This is a genomic window from Leptolyngbya sp. BL0902 (genome assembly GCF_016403105.1).
GTDB lineage: Bacteria > Cyanobacteriota > Cyanobacteriia > Phormidesmidales > Phormidesmidaceae > Nodosilinea.
Genome location: NZ_CP046155.1, coordinates 2,967,029 through 2,984,543 on the forward strand (window position 1 = coordinate 2,967,029; position 17,515 = coordinate 2,984,543).

Genomic DNA, 17,515 nt, shown 5'->3' on the forward strand with positions numbered 1-17,515 from the left:
ATGCTATCAATTTCCGATGTTTCAATTTACAGCGACTCTCAGATTTCTTATCCGTTACTGTCACCATTCAACTCGGACGTCTCTTATCCAGAAGATCCATTTGAAGGGACTTTAGAAGTAGACTCGAGGAATCGAGTTTACAGTGCTGTTCGCCAATCCTTATATCTCTTAGGATTAGACAAAGAAAACTTTGATACCTCTAGCTGGAATCCCTTAAAAAATCTGATTAATAGCGGAGAGACTGTTCTAGTAAAGCCTAATGCGGTTATGCATCTTAATATGAATCCGAGTGATTCAGTCTTTGCAAGCATAACGCACGGTTCAGTGATTCGAGCTGTGATTGACTACATATATATAGCACTTGCTGGAAAGGGACGAGTCATTATTGCAGACGCCCCGTTAGCTCATAGTGATTTTGAACAATGGCTCAACACAACGGGAATACATAAAATTATTGAGCTATATCGAGAAAAGAAAAATTTTGAAATTGACATTTTCGATCTTAGAAATCTATACGTTCCCTGGGACTTTGAGCATAACTATGCTCCCTCTAAAGGCCGAAATATAGAAATTCGGGATCCAAACGGCTATCAAGAAGTTGACTTATATGACGCAAGCGAGTTTTCTAATTTTAGTCAAGAAGATATCAATCGACTGTACGGTTCTGACTATAAAAGGCAAAAAACAGTTGTTCATCATTCAAATGGACATCATAAGTACTATGTCTCTAAGACGGTTCTTAAAGCAGATGTTTTCATTTCTGTGCCCAAATTAAAAGTTCACAGCAAGGTTGGAATCACCGCCAATTTAAAGGGAATGGTAGGAACTCAAGGCGATAAGAATTACATTCCTCATCATAGAGTCGGAAGCCCGAATGTTGGTGGAGATGAACATCCAGACTTAGGTTTCGCTCAGAATACGTTAAACCGCTATAGAATGTGGCTATTGACGAATATTCTATCTCATGAAAATAAAACTGCTGACTTCCTTTACAAGAGACTAGTTCTTATTCAAAAATTAGGTCAAAAAATTATCGATAAATTGGGCCGAATTAGACATGGAGAAAAGTACAAAGGTAATATCGTAGGAGGTTCTTGGTACGGGAATGATACATCGTGGCGCATGACACTTGATCTCACAAAAATCGTTTTGTTTGCTGATGAGGAAGGTAATCTCTGTAATCATCCTCAGCGCAAGTTCTTCTCAGTTATAGATGGTATTGTAGGTGGCGAAGGAGAAGGGCCACTAGCTCCAACCAGCAAGCATTCGGGTGTTGTTTTAGCAGGCTTTAATCCTTTGTCCGTAGATATAGTCGCTGCACGATTAATGGGTTTTGATTATCGAAAAATAAAAATGCTTGAGCAAGGATTGAAAAGACCTTGGCTCCAATTATGGGAAGGAGAGGCTAATCAAATAGCAGTATTCTCAAATAAGCCTGAGTATTCTTCTCTTATGAATAATACTCAGGCTCGTTTTTTAGACTTTACTCCTCCTGTAGGTTGGCAAGATCATATTGAAGTAGGCTAATAGATGGATATCAACCAAAAAATATATCAAACAGACTGGCTTGCTTCTAGCCCTGTTTTTTATAATGAACTGACTGGCCAAGTTAGCCATAATATTAATGACGTGATTGATTTTTCAAAATTTGATTTTCACCCTGAAGGGTTAAATAATTATCTTGAGTTTGGCTACTCTGTATTTGGGCAAACGCCAATTAAAAATATTAAGTTTTTAAGACACTCCTCGAAATTGACAGTCGGGAAGAATAATGAAATTAAAGTTGAGCATTTGGAAGATTCTTCTGAATATTGGCTAGATAAAGCGACAAGTGAAGACGATGTATTTCAACTACTATGTAATGCCATTCACCAGTGGGAAAAATCAGTCCAAGGAGAAATAGTTATTCCTACAAGTGGTGGCTATGACTCAAGGCTTTTAAATTTTCTTATTGAAGACAAGTCTAGAGTCAGAGCTTTTACGTACGGCATATCAAATAATCAAGAAGACTCCTTTGAGGCTATTTATGCCAAGCTTTTGTGTAAAAAACTTAGTATCCAATGGGAAAGAATTGAGATAGGCAATTATCATCATTACATTAATGATTGGGATAGCATATTTGGCGTTTCTACCCATGCACATGGAATGTATCAAATTGAGTTTTACCATAAAATACTCTCAAAAGTTGAAGGGAATAACCCTTTTTTAAGTGGAATTATTGGCGATGCCTGGGCAGGAAGCGTAAATATTACAGAGATTCAATCTCCTTCAGATATTCTCAAACTAGGCTATAGCCATGGTATAAAAGCTGACTCTCAAATGAGCTATTTATCTTCTAAAAGTGAATTGATAAATGAGTATTATGAAATTCATAAAGACAAATTGAATTTACCTATTTTTAGAGTCATTGAATCTATGCGATTTAAGATAATTCTTCTGTCTTATTTAATGAGAATACCAAGGCATCTTGGCTTCCAAGCTTGGTCTCCATTCTTAGATATTGAGACTGCTCTTTCTATGTTAACCCTGCCAAGTGAGCGTCGAAAAAATCGTTTATGGCAAAAAGAATTCTTTGAAAAAAATAATCTAAATCTAGAAGACATGGGCTTCAAGACAAACAAGAGCAACACCCTTAATCTTCAAGCGATGAAAATATCGCCACTTGATCCGCTAAACAGTAATCTTCTGCGAGAGATTATTCATCCTGATTATGTTGAATGGATTAATCGCCATATTCCCGCAAGGTTAACTTCATGGGATGTATTTTGGAATATTCATAGAATTCCAAAGGTTAGGAGATTAGTTTATGTCTTTAATTTGGAAGACAAGAGGCTAAAAGCTTATTATGCATATTTAACGCTCAAGCCCCTAGAGAATCTCATTAAACGAAGAAACGCTATCCTATATTCATAGCAGCGGCACGCCATCATTCTATCTTGACTGAATAGCCACTATGAACACCCTCACTCCTCCCCTAGAAAATGGTGATCGCCTCACCCGCTATGAGTTTGAACGACGGGCAAGCCATGCCTCATCCCCCAAAAAGCTCGAACTCATCAATGGAGTTGTCCACATGGCTGCTGCCTTGCGCTATCGTTCCCACGGGCTACCTCACAGCCATATCATGACCTGGCTGGGGCTCTATGCTGCCTACACTCCCGGTCTTGAACTGGCAGATAATGCCACCGTTCGCCTGGATGTGGATAACGAACCCCAGCCTGACGCATTACTTCGGCTTGAGGAAGATTATGGGGGCCAATCTCGCATTAGTGATGATGACTATATTGAAGGCGCACCCGAACTCATTGTCGAGATTGCAGGCTCCACGATTTCCTACGATTTACACGATAAATTACAGGTTTATCGTCGTCATGGGGTAAAAGAGTATATGGTTTGGCGAGTCTATGACCATGCCATTGATTGGTTTCATCTAGAAGAAGGCAACTATGTGCCCCTCAGCCCTAATGAACAAGGGCTCATTGAAAGCAAACTGTTCCCAGGCTTGGTTTTAGCACTCGACGCCATGCTCAATCATAATTTAGTGGATGTTTTGGCTGAGCAGCAGACTCATCTAAGCCATAAAAAATATCTTGATTTTTACCAAGAGCTACAAGATCGCTTGTTTTGAGAGCCCATTTTGAACAGATACATTAAATCATGCCCCTCTCAACCCCAGTTGCTTTTATTATCTTTCGTCGCCCAGAGGTGACAGCAAAAGTGTTTGAGCAGATTCGCCTAGCTCAACCCAAGCAACTTTTTGTCATTGCCGATGGCCCTCGTAATGAAGAGGAAGCCCTACCTTGCCAGCAGGCCAGAGCCATTACAGAACAAATCGACTGGGATTGTGAGGTTTATAGAGATTACTCAGAGGCAAATCTAGGCTGTCGGCGGCGTGTATCTTCGGGATTGAATTGGGTATTTGAACAGGTAGAGGAGGCAATTGTTTTAGAAGACGACTGCTTGCCTAGCCCAAGTTTTTTTACCTTTTGCCAAGAATTGCTAGACTACTATCGCAACGACACCCGTATTTGGATGATTAGTGGCGACAATTTCCAAGATGGGAAAATTCGAGGGGATGGCAGCTATTATTTTTCAAGATATCCCCACTGCTGGGGTTGGGCAACCTGGAAACGTGCCTGGAAGAACTATCAAGATGATCTAGCTTTTTGGCCAAAACTCAGGGACTCTGGCCTGATGGATACTATTTTTGAGGATCCTGTAGAGATTCGATACTGGACAAAAGTCTTTAATAAATTGACACAGGAGGGAAAGCCGGATAGTTGGGCTTATCGATGGGCTTATAGTTGCTGGTCTAACAGTGCCTTAATTACCCTTCCCAATGTAAACCTTGTATCCAATCTTGGTTTTGGGGATGCAGCAAGCAATACAATAGAGATTGATGCCAATAAAGCTAATTTACCAGCAGGAGAAATTTCTCCTATTCAGCATCCTCCTTTTGTTGTTAGAGACTCAGAAGCTGATTTCTATACATCAAAAAATCTCTTTCGCGATCTACCATTTAGATCCTCTTTCTTAAACAAAGCCCAGGGCAAGATAAAAACTGAGGTCAGGAAAATTTCGAGTCTTTGGAAAAAGTAAAGGATCATTAGTTATGCCGACACAAGACTGGCTAAAACAAGAGTTTGAATATGGCTATGATAGTGGCAATGTGCTATCAATTTGGCCTAATGCTAGACGAAGAAACGAAGAAAAGCTTATAGGTGGATCCTATCGACAGGTTTTCAAGGAATCTCTTTTACCTCTTCTAAATTCAACATCCAAAGTTCTCGAAATAGGCCCAGGAAGAGGATCCTGGTCACGCGCTATTCTGAAATATATACCGCAAGGCGAGTTACACACAGTAGATTTTCAACCTGTCGAGCAATGGCTAAAACCAGAGAGATATGAAGGACGATTAAAATGCCATAGGATTGAGAGTAACTCAGACTATGCAGACTTATTTGAAGATGATTATTTTGATATTTTCTGGTCTTTTGGAGTCCTTTGCCATAATAATCTAGAGCAAGTTGAAGATATTTTGAAGCAAGCTTATCCTAAAACTCGAAAGGGCGGCTATGCTCTACATCAATACGGCGACTGGCAAAAATTAGATAACTATGGATGGGAAAAAGGAGGTATCCCTACAGAATTTCAAAGTAAGCCTGATGATGAAATTTGGTGGCCTAGAAATAATCAGAAAAAGATGACTGAAGCGGCCCAAAAAGCAGGTTGGCAAGTTGTCAATGCGGATTTGAGGCTACTAGGTCGTGATTCAATGATTTTGCTTCAGCGTTAGTCTTAGCATCTGTCAGATTATAAAAGTTGAGAGATAAAGGGATCCAACAGTGAAGATAAAGGACTTTTCAGATAGAATCACTAGGGTATTTCAGGAGCCTGAGAGGGTAAAAGACAAATTAGAATTATTGAGAATCAGCAGCATTCCTAGATTTACTGAGTTTCAGACCAACATACTAAAATATCCCATCAAAGGTGCTGACTCAGCATCTTTTGTCTTTATGTTTGATGAGATATTCAAAAAGGAGATTTACAAGTTTTGCAGTAATAGTGATCGCCCATTTATTATAGATTGTGGAGCTAATATTGGTCTGAGCATTATTTATTTCAAGCGACTGTTTCCGAATTCTGAGATATTAGCTTTTGAGCCTGATAGATCTATTTTTCGGATTCTTGAAAAGAATATTTCTAGTTTTGATTTTTCTGGCGTCAAGTTATTAAACCAGGCTGTATGGGATTCAGCTACTCATTTAGAATTTATGTCAGAAGGGGCAGATGGAGGTCGCGTTGTAGAAACTGATCTTAAGAATTTGAAAAAATATCAAGTTGAAGCCATAAGAATAAAAGATTTCTTGACCAAGCCCGTTGATCTCTTGAAGGTGGATATTGAAGGTGCCGAAACAACTGTCATTCAAGACTGTAAGGAAAGGCTTCATTATGTCAAAAACCTATTTATTGAGTATCACTCTTTTGTTAACTCCCCTCAGACTCTTCATGCTATAACCCAAATCCTCGCTGATTCTGGGTTTAGAATACATCTTCATCCATCTTTTTCATCTCCACATCCTTTTATTGAGAGATTAGCTGCATCAGGAATGGATATGCAAGTTAATATATTTGCCTTCAGAGAGGCAGGTTAGATAGTAGATATATATTTTGCTGAAAGACAGCTATGCTTCTGGTTCTAATATTCTGGAATAAATTGTGAGAAAACTACTCTCTAAACTAGTCAAAAAAAGCTTTTTTGGGCAATCTGAAACAAGCCTTGTATCCTTAGGTGCTGCCCTTCAGCGCGTCGCCCAGCGGCAAACCCCTATCGCCAGCGTGATTGATATTGGTGCCTCTAACGGCTGTTGGTCAGAACGCTTAGGAAAGTATTATCCTGATGCATCTTATTTGCTGGTAGAAGCTAACCCCTACCACCAAAAAGCCCTAGAGCAATTCAAAGCCCAGAATTCCAAGGTTGATTACATCCTTGCGGCGGCTGGCGATACCGAGGGCGAAATCTACTTTGATGGTACCGATCCCTTCGGTGGACTGGCTTCTCACGAAGCTTCGGCTCAAACCAACCTCAAAGTTCCTGTCACTACTGTCGATGCCCTTTGTAAAACCTATCAGCTTCAGCCACCCTACCTGATCAAGCTAGACACCCACGGCTTTGAAGTACCTATCTTTGAAGGAGCCAAAGAAACCCTAAAACAGGCCAGTTTATTGGTCGTAGAAACCTATAACTTCGATATTGCGCCCGGTAGCCTGCGGTTTCCTCAACTGTGTCAGTATCTCGAAGACCGAGGCTTTCGCTGCATTGATATGAGCGAACCTTTATATCGCGACTTTGACCAAGCTTTTTGGCAGTTTGACCTATTCTTTGTGCCCCAATCCTACCCCGGCTTCAACAACAACCGCTGGCGCTAAATGAACGTTCTACAGATCAACTTCAGCGACTATAGTGGTGGCGGCGGCGGGGCCATCGCCATGTATCGCCTGTGCCAAGGATTAGCTGCTCAGGGAATCGACTGCAATATTCTTAGTAAAGCCAAAACCCTAGACACAAATCGATCCGCCCTAGTGCCTCGGCTACGGTTGGTAGAAGAAGCCCTCAAGCGCATCACAAAGCCCCTTGGCCTCAACGATCTTCATACCCTCGGTTCCTTCCGCCTAGGCCATCATCCCTTTCTGCAACAGGCCGATATTATCAACGCCCACGTCATCCACAGCGACTACTTCAACTACCTCGCCATCCCACGCCTCACCACCCGCGCCCCCATGGTCATGACCCTCCATGATATGTGGGCCTTCACGGGCCATTGCGCCTACAGCTACGACTGTACCCGCTGGCAAACGGGCTGTGGCCAATGCCCCTACCCCACCAGCTATCCCCCCATTCAGCGAGACAGCACCGCCCTCGAATGGCGGCTCAAACGATGGGCCTACAACCACGCTCGCCTCGCCATTGTCAGCCCCTCTCGCTGGCTGCAAACCCAGGCGCAGAACAGCCTACTGGGGCAGCATCCCATCCACCACATCCCCAACGGCCTGGATGTGCAAGCCTACGCCCCCATCGATCCTGTCCTAGCACGGCAAGCCCTGGGGTTGCCAGCAGATCACCACATCGTCATGAGCTGCGCCGAAAGCCTCACGGATTCCCGCAAAGGCATGGATTTGCTGCTTCAAAGCCTCCATCGCCTGCCCGACGATCTCAAGGCCAAGACCACCCTCCTGCTCATGGGCAAGGCATCGGAAACCATGCAGCAAGCCATCTCCCTGCCCACCGTCTTTTTAGGATTTGTGGCCAGTGATCGCCTCAAATCCCTCGCCTACTCTGCCGCTGATATTTTTGCCTTCCCCACCCGTGCCGACAACCTGCCCATTGTGCTGCAAGAAAGCATGGCCTGCGGTACACCAATGGTGTCCTTTGATGTGGGGGGCGTCCCCGAACTCGTGCGTCCCGGCATCACCGGACTGTTGGCCCCCGCCGAAGATGTGGAAGCCTTCACCGCCCAAGTGGTTACGCTGCTTACTCAGCCCGAACTACGCCATACCTTAGCCGCCCAATGTCGCCAAGTTGCTGTCGCCGAATATGCCCTCGACCTCCAGGCCCAACGCTATAAAGCCCTCTATGAATCCTTGCTTCCACCCTGTGGCTAATCCGCTCAAAATTTCCATCGTGACCCCCTCCTTTAACCAAGCCACCTTTCTAGAGGCGACCCTTCACAGCGTCTTGGGGCAGGGCTATCCTAACCTTGAGTATCGTGTCATCGATGGTGGCTCCAGCGACAGCAGCCAGGAGATTCTAGAACGCTACAGCAACCAACTATCCTCCTGGTGCAGCGAACCCGATCAGGGCCAATACGACGCCATCAACAAAGGGTTCCACCCCAGCAGTGGCGACATTATGGCCTGGATTAACTCCGACGATATGTATACTCCCTGGGCCTTTCAAATCGTCAACGAAATCTTCACCACCCTGCCCGACGTGGAATGGTTAACTACCCTATGTCCCATCGTGTGGAATGCCGCAGGTAGCCCCATCTACTGCGCCCAGCGCGGTGGCTACACCCGCCAAGGGTTTTTCAAAGGCGAAAACGTGCCCGATAGTGCCTGGTATAGCCTAGGTGCCATCCAACAAGAGTCAGTCTTTTGGCGACGTTCCCTCTGGGAAAAAGCCGGGGCCAACCTCGATACCCGCTACCCCCTCGCCGCTGATTTTGAACTATGGGCCAGATTCTTTCAGCACGCCGATTTGTACACGGTTTCCGTTCCCCTTGGGGGTTTTCGTACCCACGGCAACCAGCGATCCGTTGCCCAGGCAGCGCAGTATCAGGCCGAAGTGAACGCGATCCTAAAGGACTATGGCGGGCGCACCCTGGGTAAGCTAGGAGCAATCACCACCAAAATCCTCAAAGACTATGTACGCCTACCCTATGCGGCCCGTCGGCGAATGACCACCTGGAAGCTAAAACCCGTCCACAAACATTGCGCCTACGATCCCACCACCCAGCGCTGGCAGGTCACTAACCTATGAACCCATTGGTCTACATCCTCATCCCCGTCCACAACCGCAAGGTCGTCACCCTTACCTGCCTAGAGACGCTACAGCGCAATGGCGACCTCGCACGGTATAGGGTCGTGGTGATTGACGATGGTTCCACCGATGGCACCGCCGAGGCGATTCAGAGCCAGTTTTCTCAAGTCACCATTCTCAAAGGTGATGGTAATCTGTGGTGGACGGGGGCCATGGTCAAAGGGATGGAATATGCCTATGAGAAGGGAGCTGACTTCTTTATTTGGCTGAATGACGACACATTACCGCTGCCTAATGCGATCTCTACCCTAGTGGATACTTGCACTCAACGACAAAAGACTATTGCGACTGCTCAATGCTACAGCTCCAAAGACAAACACCCACCCACCTATGGAGGGCAAATTAGAGGAACATGGTCGCTCAAGCCTATTTGTGTTCCAGAAAATCATTGTCAATCTTGCGATTGTACAAGTGGTAATCTAGTATGTCTGCCTAGGTCTGTGGTTGATCAAATTGGATATCCCCCTAGTCAGAGACTTCCGCAGTGCTTTGCTGACGTCGTCTATACCTGGGAAGCGAAAAAGAGGGGATATCAACTAGAAGTCATTGGCAATGCGAAAGCTTTTTGTGAGTTTAATGAACTAGAGCAAAACTGGTTGACTAGCTCAAAGTCAATCCTTAAACAGTGGCAGCGTATAAAAACCAAAAAGTCTAACCTCTATCCATCAGCACATTGGTACTATTGCACTAAATTCTACGGATTTTTATCACCCCTTGTATTTGTACATATTTATCTCAAGCTCATCTTAATTACCTTAATTCGATGGCTGGTGCCAAAGTATTTTTTAAAGAGGCAAAAGCGAATGACTAAGGATTATTAAATGTTTTATAAGCCAAGTGTTAAAATAAGAATAGCAATTGATTGCTCACTTTTAGGAATGGGATATGTCAATGTAAAAGCGAGGACGGGGATTTTCCGTGCTTTTGATCAAACCCTTTCATCTCTTTTAGAACGCCAAGATATTGAGTTTGATCTAGTAGGGCTTAACAACGAAACTAGCCCTTGGTATCGACGTAGCACACAGATTTATCTTCAGGATAATAAACTCAAGTTTAGAGAATCTGAGTTGATATCAACCAATGCGTTTGAACGACTCCTGGATATTCCTATCAGCGTCCAAAAAAAAGCTTTAGGCTATTTTTCGTCGATGCCATTGATGCGCAAAATGGCTGTCGCGATGCAATTTCCTTTTGATTGGCTGCTTAATTCATTTTCAAAATCCAAAATCAACCTCAGTCAATGTCAAGTTTACCATTCCCCTTACTTTCCGTTACCTAAAGAACTCAAAGGATTTCCCATTGCAAGGATTATCACCATTTATGATCTAACACCCATCCACTACCCTCAATTATGTTCTGATCGAACAATTACGCAGTTTCATCGCATTCTGAAAAGCATTGATTATCACCATGATTGGGTAATTTGCATTTCAGAGGCTACAAAGCAAGATTTTTGCACGTACACTGGGATGAATGAAAATCGAGTCTTTGTAGTTCCCTTGGCGGCATCGGGAATGTTCAAGCCAGTACCACATTCGGATGAGTCTTTATCGCTATCAAGCCACCCCCTAAGCAATAAGCCTTACCTGCTTAGCCTTGCCACCCTAGAGCCGCGCAAAAACCTAGATTTTCTAATTACTGGTTTTCTAAGGTTTCTGAGAGAGCAGCCTAATTTAGATATCAATCTAGTCTTAGTAGGTGCAAGTGGCTGGAAAAATAAGAGGATCTTTGAAGCTATCAGTCAATTTCCTGACTTGCAAGATCACATTATTTTCACAGGCTTTCTTCCAGACCAAGACCTAATCTCAATTTACAATGGTGCGCTAGGCTTTGTGTATCCCTCACTCCATGAAGGCTTTGGTCTTCCTCCCCTAGAGGCCATGCAATGCGGCGTTCCTGTCATCACCTCAAACACCAGTTCTCTGCCAGAAGTGGTGGGCGATGCAGGAATTATGATTGATCCTAAGGATGAAGACGCCCTATGTCAGGCCATGCTGGCTCTCATCAATAATCAGACATTAAGAACCGAACTATCTCACAAGGGATTGGATCGGGCTAAACAATTTAGCTGGGCCAAATGCGCCGAACAAACCGTTAATGTGTACCGCATCGCCGCCGAAAACCTCCCATGAACCTCCTCTACACCCTCACCGCCTATCCGCCCTACATTGGGGGTGCCCAGCTTCACCAGCACCTGTTGGCGCAGCAGTTGCAGGGGCGGCATTCCATCCAGGTCGTCACCTTTTGGAACCATAACCGTACCGACTGGCTGCTGGGCACCACCCTCAAGGCCCACGGTCGGCCCTACGACTACGAGGTGGATGGGGTTTCCGTTCATCGGTTGGGCTTTGGCTGGCCGGAAAAACTGCGGATGGCTCCCTGGTTGCCGTTGTACTACCCCTGGATGGCGGTGGCCTTGCCCCCCATTGCGGCGGTGATTGCGGAATCCATACAGGAATTTGCCCAAGCGAGTGACCTGATCCACAACGTCCGCATTGGTCGAGAGGGGCTGACCTACGCCAGTTGGCAGATGGCGCGGCGGCGAGGGATTCCGTTTATTTTGACGCCTGTCCATCATCCCCGCTGGGTGGGCTGGCGCTATCGGGAATACATTCAGCTCTATCAACGGGCTGATGCAGTGATTGCCCTCACCCAGGCCGAGGCCCAGATTCTACACGGGTTGGGCGTTCAGGAAAGCCGTATTCACGTAACCGGGCATGGCCCTGTGCTGGCTCCCCAAGCCGATGCCCAAGGCTTTCGGCAGACCTACGGCATTACCGGGCCGATGGTGTTGTTTTTGGGGCAGCACTATCCCTACAAGGGGTTTCGGCAGGTGTTGGAGGCGGCCAAGACCGTGTGGGCACAGCAGCCAGAGACCCAGTTTGTGTTCATTGGCCCAGCGGTGAAGGATTCTGAGACCGCTTTTGCGGAGATGGCGGATCCGCGCCTTCATCGGTTGGGGGCGGTGGATTTGCAGACGAAAACCAACGCCCTGGCGGCCTGCGACCTGCTCTGTGTGCCCTCCAGCCAGGAGAGCTTTGGCGGTGTGTATACCGAAGCCTGGAGCTTTGGCAAACCTGTGATTGGCTGCAACATTCCGGCGGTGGCGGAGGTGGTGAGTGATGGGCAGGACGGCTACCTAGTGGAGCAATCCACGCCCGAAATCGCGGATCGGATACTGGATTTGCTCAACCATCCTGAAACCGCCGCCCGGATGGGGCAATCGGGCTACCAAAAGGTGCAGGAACGCTACAGTTGGCCTACCTTGGCGAAAAAAACAGAGGCGGTTTATCGGGGGCTGATGGGGTCGTTGGAGCCAAGCATACAGGACTGAGGCAGGAGAGCGATGAAGCGGGCACTGATTACGGGCATTTCTGGGCAAGACGGCTCCTATTTGGCGGAGCTGCTGCTGACCAAGGGCTACGAGGTGCATGGCCTGGTGCGGCGGGAGGCGATTGAGGATGCGTCTCGCAAATTGGCCAACCTCAAGGCGGTGCGGAATCAGATTACCTTCCATGCAGCGGCCTTGGATAACGATCTGTCCCTGTACAAAGTGATCACCAAGGTGCAGCCCGACGAGTGCTACCACCTGGCCGCTTCCAGCTTTGTCAGCTACGCCTTTGAGGACGAATCCTCTATCCTGCATACCAACTTCAGCGGCACCCATGCGCTGCTGTCTTCCCTCAAGGAAGCCAACCCCGACTGTCGGATCTTTTTTGCGGGCTCCAGCGAAATGTTTGGCACCGTGGCAGCGGCTCCCCAAACCGAAGACACCCCCTTCAACCCTCGATCTATCTACGGCATTGCCAAACTGGCCAGCTACCACCTGGTGCGGAACTATCGCGCCCAGTATGGCCTATTTGCCTGCACAGGCATTTTGTACAACCACGAATCTCCCCGCCGCGATTTCAAGTTTGTCACCCGCAAAATTACTGCCCAGGCCGCACGAATTAAACTGGGTTTAGCGGATAAACTCTACCTCGGTAACCTCGATGCCCTACGCGACTGGGGCTATGCGCCAGAATATGTGCAGGCCATGTGGCAAATGCTGCAACACCCCACCCCCGACGACTACGTGCTAGCCACGGGAGTCAACCATTCCGTGGAGGAATTTGTGGATATCGCCTTTAGCCACCTGGGTCTCAACTATCGCGACTATGTGGAGGTGGATCCCCGCTTCTATCGCCCCGCCGAGGAGGTGCCCCTCTGCGGCGATGCCCGCAAAATTCGCCAAACCCTGGGCTGGCAACCCACCAAGCCCCTGCCCGACACCATTGCCGAAATGGTCGATCACGATCTGCGCCTGCTTGCCCCCTAGGGAGCATAAAATCCAAGATTGGCAAGTCTGGACAGGGCCGCATCTACCCTAGGGTAGGGGCCGTGGGCTTATCGATCCCTTATCTTTCTGACTTAGGATCGAAGATTAGAGTAAAAATGGTTACACCCACGTTTACCTCCGATTTCCCTGAAACTTTGTTATTGATGATTGCGCCTAATGTCTGACACTTTCCCGGTCAATCAGGTTCAGCACCTTCTAAACCGCCCCCTAACCCATCTAGAATCTACGATTTTGGTGGCGTCCTGGGAAGGTCGCCGCTATAGCGCGATGGCGAAACAATCGGGATACGGGGAAGAATATTTAAAGCAAATTGGAGCCAAACTTTGGAATGAGCTATCCAATTATTTTGAGATCACGATAACAAAGAAAAATCTGCGCCTGATCCTCCAACAAAAGTTTCAAGAACAGGAGGATGAAGCCTGCTCAGTGGAGGAGACAGCCCTAGCGGCCCAGACGCAACCGCTGCCATCGACCACCCATCGGTTTCCATCGGGGCCGTTACCGTCAGATTCCTCGCTCTACATCCATCGCCCCCCCGCCGAGGCCATCGCCTTTGCTGAAATTGATCAGCCCGGTTGTTTGCTCTGCATCCACGCTCCCCACCGCTACGGCAAAACCTCGCTACTGCGACAACTGATGGCCTATGCCCAAAGCCAGCAGTACCGCGCCTGTTTGCTCGATCTCCAGGAGGCCGATGGGCGCATGTTACGGCGGGCCGATTTACTACTGCCCTGGCTCTGCCATCGCATTGCTGAGGAACTGGGCTTGGCCACGGAGGACGAGATTCCCTGGGATCCGCGTCTGGGGGTAAAGGTGAACTGTGGCCGCTACCTCCAGCGGGTGGTGCTAGAGCCCACCGAAACCCCGGTGGTGCTGGCTATCCATGCCCTAGAAGTTGGCCTAGGGCAAGCGTCGGTGGCCCAGGATTTGCTGTCGATGCTGCGGCTGTGGCACGAACAGGCCCAGGGCACTCCCCTATGGGAGCGGCTGCGCCTGGTTTTGGTCTACGCCACCGATAGCCCCACCGCCTTTACCCAGCCCACTCCCCAGCCCCTACTATCGAGCGTTGCGCCCATGAACCTGGGCCGATCTCTGGGGTTGCCACCCCTCAGCCTTGATCAGTTTGTGGCCCTGGGCCATCGTTACCAGATTGAAGCCTTCCACGATGCCAGCCAGCGCTCTGTCGCCGCTGACCTCTATGAGCTCATTGGTGGCCATCCCTACCTCGCCCACCTCAGTTGCTATGCCGTCCAACAAGGGCGGCAAAGCTTGCTGGATATTGTCGCCACAGCGGCTACCCCAGACAGCCTTTTTTGGCCCCACCTCCAAGAGCGTCTGGCCCGTCTCCAGCACTATCCCAAGGCCAGAATGGCCCTGCGGCGGGTGGTGACAGGACGGGGGGTGCGAGTGGAAGGGCTGGCCCTCCATCAACTGATGAGCCTCGGTTTGGTGCGGGTCGATGATGGGCTGGTGTATCCCCTAGGCGATATCTACCGCCAATTCTTCGCCGCTTACCTCCTAGAGGAAGTAGCGGCTGTGGCCTCCTAGGGGTGGCCTGCGGAGCCTTCGCCCCCTAGGGAACCTGCCAGGTACCGGGTAGGGCTCCCCATTCCTGGGTTTCGGCGGGCATGGTAGCAATGGGCATGACGCGGTAAACATCCTGCATCACCTCGGCATAGATCACCTGGTTGGGCTCGATCACCAGCAGTTGCGGGGCGGTGCCCACCGCCGTGGTGGCCCCAATCAGGGCTCCCCCCAGTAGGCCAATGCCGCCAAAGCCCGTCAGCAGGGTGAGGGCCAACGCCCCCAGCCCAGCGCCCAAGGCCAAGGTGCCGCCGCTCACTTGGGGCGAGTTGTAAACATAGTCGGAGGTGCTGGCAAAGGGAACCCGCTGGCCGTTGGGCGCAATCAGCATTTGGCTGACCCACTGGTGGCCGTCGCCGCTGGGCCGAAACTGGCCGATGAGCTGACTGCCTGCCGGGGCCACAAGGCCGTTAGTCATGGGATCGCGGATTTCCGTCTCCAGCACCAGCACTTCTTGGTGAACAGTGCCCGGATCGAGCGCCAGGGAGGAAGGCCCGGTGTAGCGCAACTCTAAAATGCTGCCAGCGGCAATGAGGGTATCTGGGGCCAAGCGCCGATCTGGCCCCGGCGGCACGGCCCCCGGCGACAGGCTACCGGGCAGCGGCTGTCCAAAGGAAAGCGCCGCGTCAGGGCCTACGGCCACGGGGATTGGCTCTACGCTGGGCGGAATCACGACTCCAGCGGCGGCGGTGGGAGGGGTGGGCACGGTGAGAACGGTCGTTGCGGGGGCGGGGGGAACGGTCTCGCTGGCAACGGCATCGGGGCGGCTGGGGGGCGGCACCGTCAAAAAGGGTGGATTTTGGGGCGCTGAGGGCAGGCTGGGGCTGGGAGTGGGGCTAGGCCCCGGAGCCGCTGAGGGCGGTGGGGTGGTGATGGCCGCTGTGGGCACGGGGTTCACCGCAATGGCCTGACCGCCATTGTCTTGATCGATGGCGGCAGGATTCAGGGTTGCCGGATCGGGGGTGGGGGGAAGGATCTGGGGTTGAACGGTCGATGGGGCGGAGGTCGGCAGCGGGGGCAGGCTCGCGGTCGGTGGGGCGTCTGGGCTAGGGGCTGGGGTTGCCGTGGGCGCAGGCACCTGGGCAACGGGCTGGGCTGGGGCCACCGTTGGGGCTGGAGTGACCGCCGGGTTAGCAATGGCCACGCCCACCGCCGCATCCAGCTCTTCTAAGCTGGGCACCGACACCTGCTCCGTCACCGTGGGCAGGCCCAGGTTAAAGGGATCGATGGCCAGGGTTTCCGGCAGGGTGTTGAAGGCGTCCAAATTGGCAGGCCGCATCAGGTTCGCTGCCGAGATGCTGAGCCGTCCTACCCCGGTGTAGGGCCAGTTGAGGTTGGGGTCAGCGGGGAGCGGCGGCAATTCCACAATCATGGCAGGGGGAGCCTCGCTAGCCTGGGCCACCGGGGCAAGTTGGGGCGCATACACCCAGCGGGTTTGCCCCGCCGCTTCCACCGCCACCAGTTGCCCCGGATCAGCTTCTAGGGCCACCCCTGGGGCTAGCACCAGCACAATGTCCACCGCATTATCCCTAGGCAGCAGTTGGATCCGTTGGATGGGGCCATCGTAGGTGGCGGTGGTAGCAACCGTCCCCAGTTGCGTATTGGCCAGGGTGATCACCAGGCGATCCGAGGTCGGCGTTACCGTGGATTGCGGCACTGTCCCCGCTGGCAGGATGAGGGTCAACTGTTGGGTTGCTGGGTCAAATTGCCAATCGACTAAGCTCTCTGCCCGCACCGCCGGACAGTAGGCCACCAGTGCCGCTAGGGCAACCCCAGGCACGACGGCAGAACTCAAGCGGGACGGAGTAAACCATTGCATCGGTGCGTCCTCAAAACCCTACGTTAGGCTAACGGCAAGGGGGAAATTGGCCCAGGCTGTCCGCAAGACGCTGCTCTTCGCCCTTGCTCACCTTGGCCCTCGGCAGACCGATCCCCGAAAAACCTAACTAAGAATACGCACAATTTCTAAAAAAGCAAGCCCCACAGGGGTTGATTTTGCCCATGGCTGGCTTGGGGTGCCCTAGAACCCCCTATTGCCGCCCCGCCAAACTAAAGTTTCGGAACTGCTTGGCCTGCTCCTCAATCCGAGAGGCAATGCGATCACAGACCATGCCACAGAGGTCAAAAATCAAGTCATCGGCCACACTGTAGTAGGCGGAGGTACCCTCGGTGCGGCGGTTGAGGATGCCTGCTTGCAGCATCACCTTCAAGTGTTTAGACACATTGGCCTGACTGGTTTGGGTGGCGTCTACCAGTTCTTGCACGCACTTTTCCCCGTCGCGCAGCAGGTTGAGAATGCGCAAACGCATGGGCTCGCTCAGGACGCTGAAGTATTCAGCTACCTGCTGTACCACTTCGGGTGGAACGGTATCAACCACAGTTCTTTTTGGCCAGCTAGAAGGAATTTAACCCATCTTAACAACTAACGCCCTGTCGTAAATGGGGCCGGGGCAATGCGCCCTCTACGCAGGCGCACCCAGGGCGGAAAATGA

The 17,515-nt window shown here is 50.0% G+C and carries 16 protein-coding genes; 14 read left to right on the plus strand and 2 right to left on the minus strand.

The annotated features are described in order from the left end of the window. From GFS31_RS13025 to GFS31_RS13090, 14 genes are all read left to right on the plus strand, one after another. Positions 1–1,527 carry a DUF362 domain-containing protein gene (locus tag GFS31_RS13025; protein ID WP_198805227.1) on the plus strand — a complete coding sequence of 509 codons (1,527 nt, stop codon included), beginning with the start codon at positions 1–3 and terminating at the stop codon, positions 1,525–1,527. Positions 1,528–1,530: 3 nt separating this feature from the next. Beyond that, complete coding sequence (locus GFS31_RS13030; protein ID WP_198805228.1) at positions 1,531–2,913, plus strand: hypothetical protein; 1,383 nt, start codon at positions 1,531–1,533, stop codon at positions 2,911–2,913. Positions 2,914–2,953: 40 nt separating this feature from the next. Further along, positions 2,954–3,628 carry a Uma2 family endonuclease gene (locus GFS31_RS13035; RefSeq protein ID WP_198805229.1) on the plus strand — a complete coding sequence of 225 codons (675 nt, stop codon included), beginning with the start codon at positions 2,954–2,956 and terminating at the stop codon, positions 3,626–3,628. Positions 3,629–3,657: 29 nt separating this feature from the next. After that, the gene (locus GFS31_RS13040) at positions 3,658–4,599 is read left to right on the plus strand and encodes a glycosyltransferase family 2 protein (protein ID WP_198805230.1); all 942 of its coding nucleotides are present in this window, start codon (positions 3,658–3,660) and stop codon (positions 4,597–4,599) included. Between the two features lie 13 nt (positions 4,600–4,612). Beyond that, a complete protein-coding gene (locus tag GFS31_RS13045) occupies positions 4,613–5,296 on the plus strand; it encodes a class I SAM-dependent methyltransferase (RefSeq protein ID WP_198805231.1) in 684 nt (227 codons plus the stop codon). 49 nt (positions 5,297–5,345) lie between these two features. Continuing rightward, positions 5,346–6,155, plus strand: a complete 810-nt coding sequence (locus tag GFS31_RS13050; protein ID WP_198805232.1) for an FkbM family methyltransferase — start codon at positions 5,346–5,348, stop codon at positions 6,153–6,155. Between the two features lie 184 nt (positions 6,156–6,339). Continuing rightward, a complete protein-coding gene (locus tag GFS31_RS13055; RefSeq protein WP_225907684.1) occupies positions 6,340–6,930 on the plus strand; it encodes an FkbM family methyltransferase in 591 nt (196 codons plus the stop codon). Continuing rightward, positions 6,931–8,163: a glycosyltransferase family 4 protein gene (locus tag GFS31_RS13060; protein ID WP_198805234.1), complete on the plus strand. Its 1,233-nt coding sequence runs from the start codon at positions 6,931–6,933 to the stop codon at positions 8,161–8,163. It abuts the gene before it with no gap. Then, complete coding sequence (locus GFS31_RS13065) at positions 8,156–9,040, plus strand: glycosyltransferase family 2 protein (protein WP_198805235.1); 885 nt, start codon at positions 8,156–8,158, stop codon at positions 9,038–9,040. The genes GFS31_RS13060 and GFS31_RS13065 overlap by 8 nt, the downstream gene beginning before the upstream one ends. Next, on the plus strand, positions 9,037–9,921 hold the full coding sequence (locus tag GFS31_RS13070; protein ID WP_198805236.1) for a glycosyltransferase family 2 protein: 885 nt from the start codon (positions 9,037–9,039) through the stop codon (positions 9,919–9,921). The genes GFS31_RS13065 and GFS31_RS13070 overlap by 4 nt, the downstream gene beginning before the upstream one ends. Continuing rightward, positions 9,922–11,232, plus strand: a complete 1,311-nt coding sequence (locus tag GFS31_RS13075) for a glycosyltransferase family 4 protein (RefSeq protein ID WP_198805237.1) — start codon at positions 9,922–9,924, stop codon at positions 11,230–11,232. Beyond that, positions 11,229–12,434, plus strand: a complete 1,206-nt coding sequence (locus tag GFS31_RS13080; protein ID WP_198805238.1) for a glycosyltransferase family 4 protein — start codon at positions 11,229–11,231, stop codon at positions 12,432–12,434. The genes GFS31_RS13075 and GFS31_RS13080 overlap by 4 nt, the downstream gene beginning before the upstream one ends. A gap of 12 nt (positions 12,435–12,446) precedes the next feature. Further along, the gene (locus GFS31_RS13085) at positions 12,447–13,418 is read left to right on the plus strand and encodes a GDP-mannose 4,6-dehydratase (protein ID WP_198805239.1); all 972 of its coding nucleotides are present in this window, start codon (positions 12,447–12,449) and stop codon (positions 13,416–13,418) included. A 177-nt stretch (positions 13,419–13,595) separates the two neighbouring features. Continuing rightward, complete coding sequence (locus GFS31_RS13090; RefSeq protein ID WP_198805240.1) at positions 13,596–14,987, plus strand: AAA-like domain-containing protein; 1,392 nt, start codon at positions 13,596–13,598, stop codon at positions 14,985–14,987. A 25-nt stretch (positions 14,988–15,012) separates the two neighbouring features. Here the strand turns inward: GFS31_RS13090 and GFS31_RS21290 are convergent, their stop codons facing one another. Together GFS31_RS21290 and GFS31_RS13100 are read right to left on the minus strand one after the other, a co-directional pair. After that, positions 15,013–16,842 (minus strand): AMIN domain-containing protein, encoded by a 1,830-nt coding sequence (locus GFS31_RS21290; protein ID WP_198805241.1) that lies wholly within the window; start codon positions 16,840–16,842, stop codon positions 15,013–15,015. 211 nt (positions 16,843–17,053) lie between these two features. Beyond that, positions 17,054–17,401, minus strand: coding sequence for an ArsR/SmtB family transcription factor (locus GFS31_RS13100; protein WP_198805242.1), 348 nt, complete (start codon positions 17,399–17,401; stop codon positions 17,054–17,056). Positions 17,402–17,515: the final 114 nt, after the last annotated feature.

Coding starts and splice junctions, on each gene's coding strand:
- GFS31_RS13090 (WP_198805240.1), top strand. CDS start 13,596: ATGTCTGACACTTTCCCGGTCAATCAGGTTCAGCACCTTCTAAACCGC.
- GFS31_RS13075 (WP_198805237.1), top strand. CDS start 9,922: ATGTTTTATAAGCCAAGTGTTAAAATAAGAATAGCAATTGATTGCTCA.
- GFS31_RS13035 (WP_198805229.1), top strand. CDS start 2,954: ATGAACACCCTCACTCCTCCCCTAGAAAATGGTGATCGCCTCACCCGC.
- GFS31_RS21290 (WP_198805241.1), bottom strand. CDS start 16,842: ATGCAATGGTTTACTCCGTCCCGCTTGAGTTCTGCCGTCGTGCCTGGG.
- GFS31_RS13085 (WP_198805239.1), top strand. CDS start 12,447: ATGAAGCGGGCACTGATTACGGGCATTTCTGGGCAAGACGGCTCCTAT.
- GFS31_RS13040 (WP_198805230.1), top strand. CDS start 3,658: ATGCCCCTCTCAACCCCAGTTGCTTTTATTATCTTTCGTCGCCCAGAG.
- GFS31_RS13060 (WP_198805234.1), top strand. CDS start 6,931: ATGAACGTTCTACAGATCAACTTCAGCGACTATAGTGGTGGCGGCGGC.
- GFS31_RS13070 (WP_198805236.1), top strand. CDS start 9,037: ATGAACCCATTGGTCTACATCCTCATCCCCGTCCACAACCGCAAGGTC.
- GFS31_RS13030 (WP_198805228.1), top strand. CDS start 1,531: ATGGATATCAACCAAAAAATATATCAAACAGACTGGCTTGCTTCTAGC.
- GFS31_RS13045 (WP_198805231.1), top strand. CDS start 4,613: ATGCCGACACAAGACTGGCTAAAACAAGAGTTTGAATATGGCTATGAT.
- GFS31_RS13025 (WP_198805227.1), top strand. CDS start 1: ATGCTATCAATTTCCGATGTTTCAATTTACAGCGACTCTCAGATTTCT.
- GFS31_RS13080 (WP_198805238.1), top strand. CDS start 11,229: ATGAACCTCCTCTACACCCTCACCGCCTATCCGCCCTACATTGGGGGT.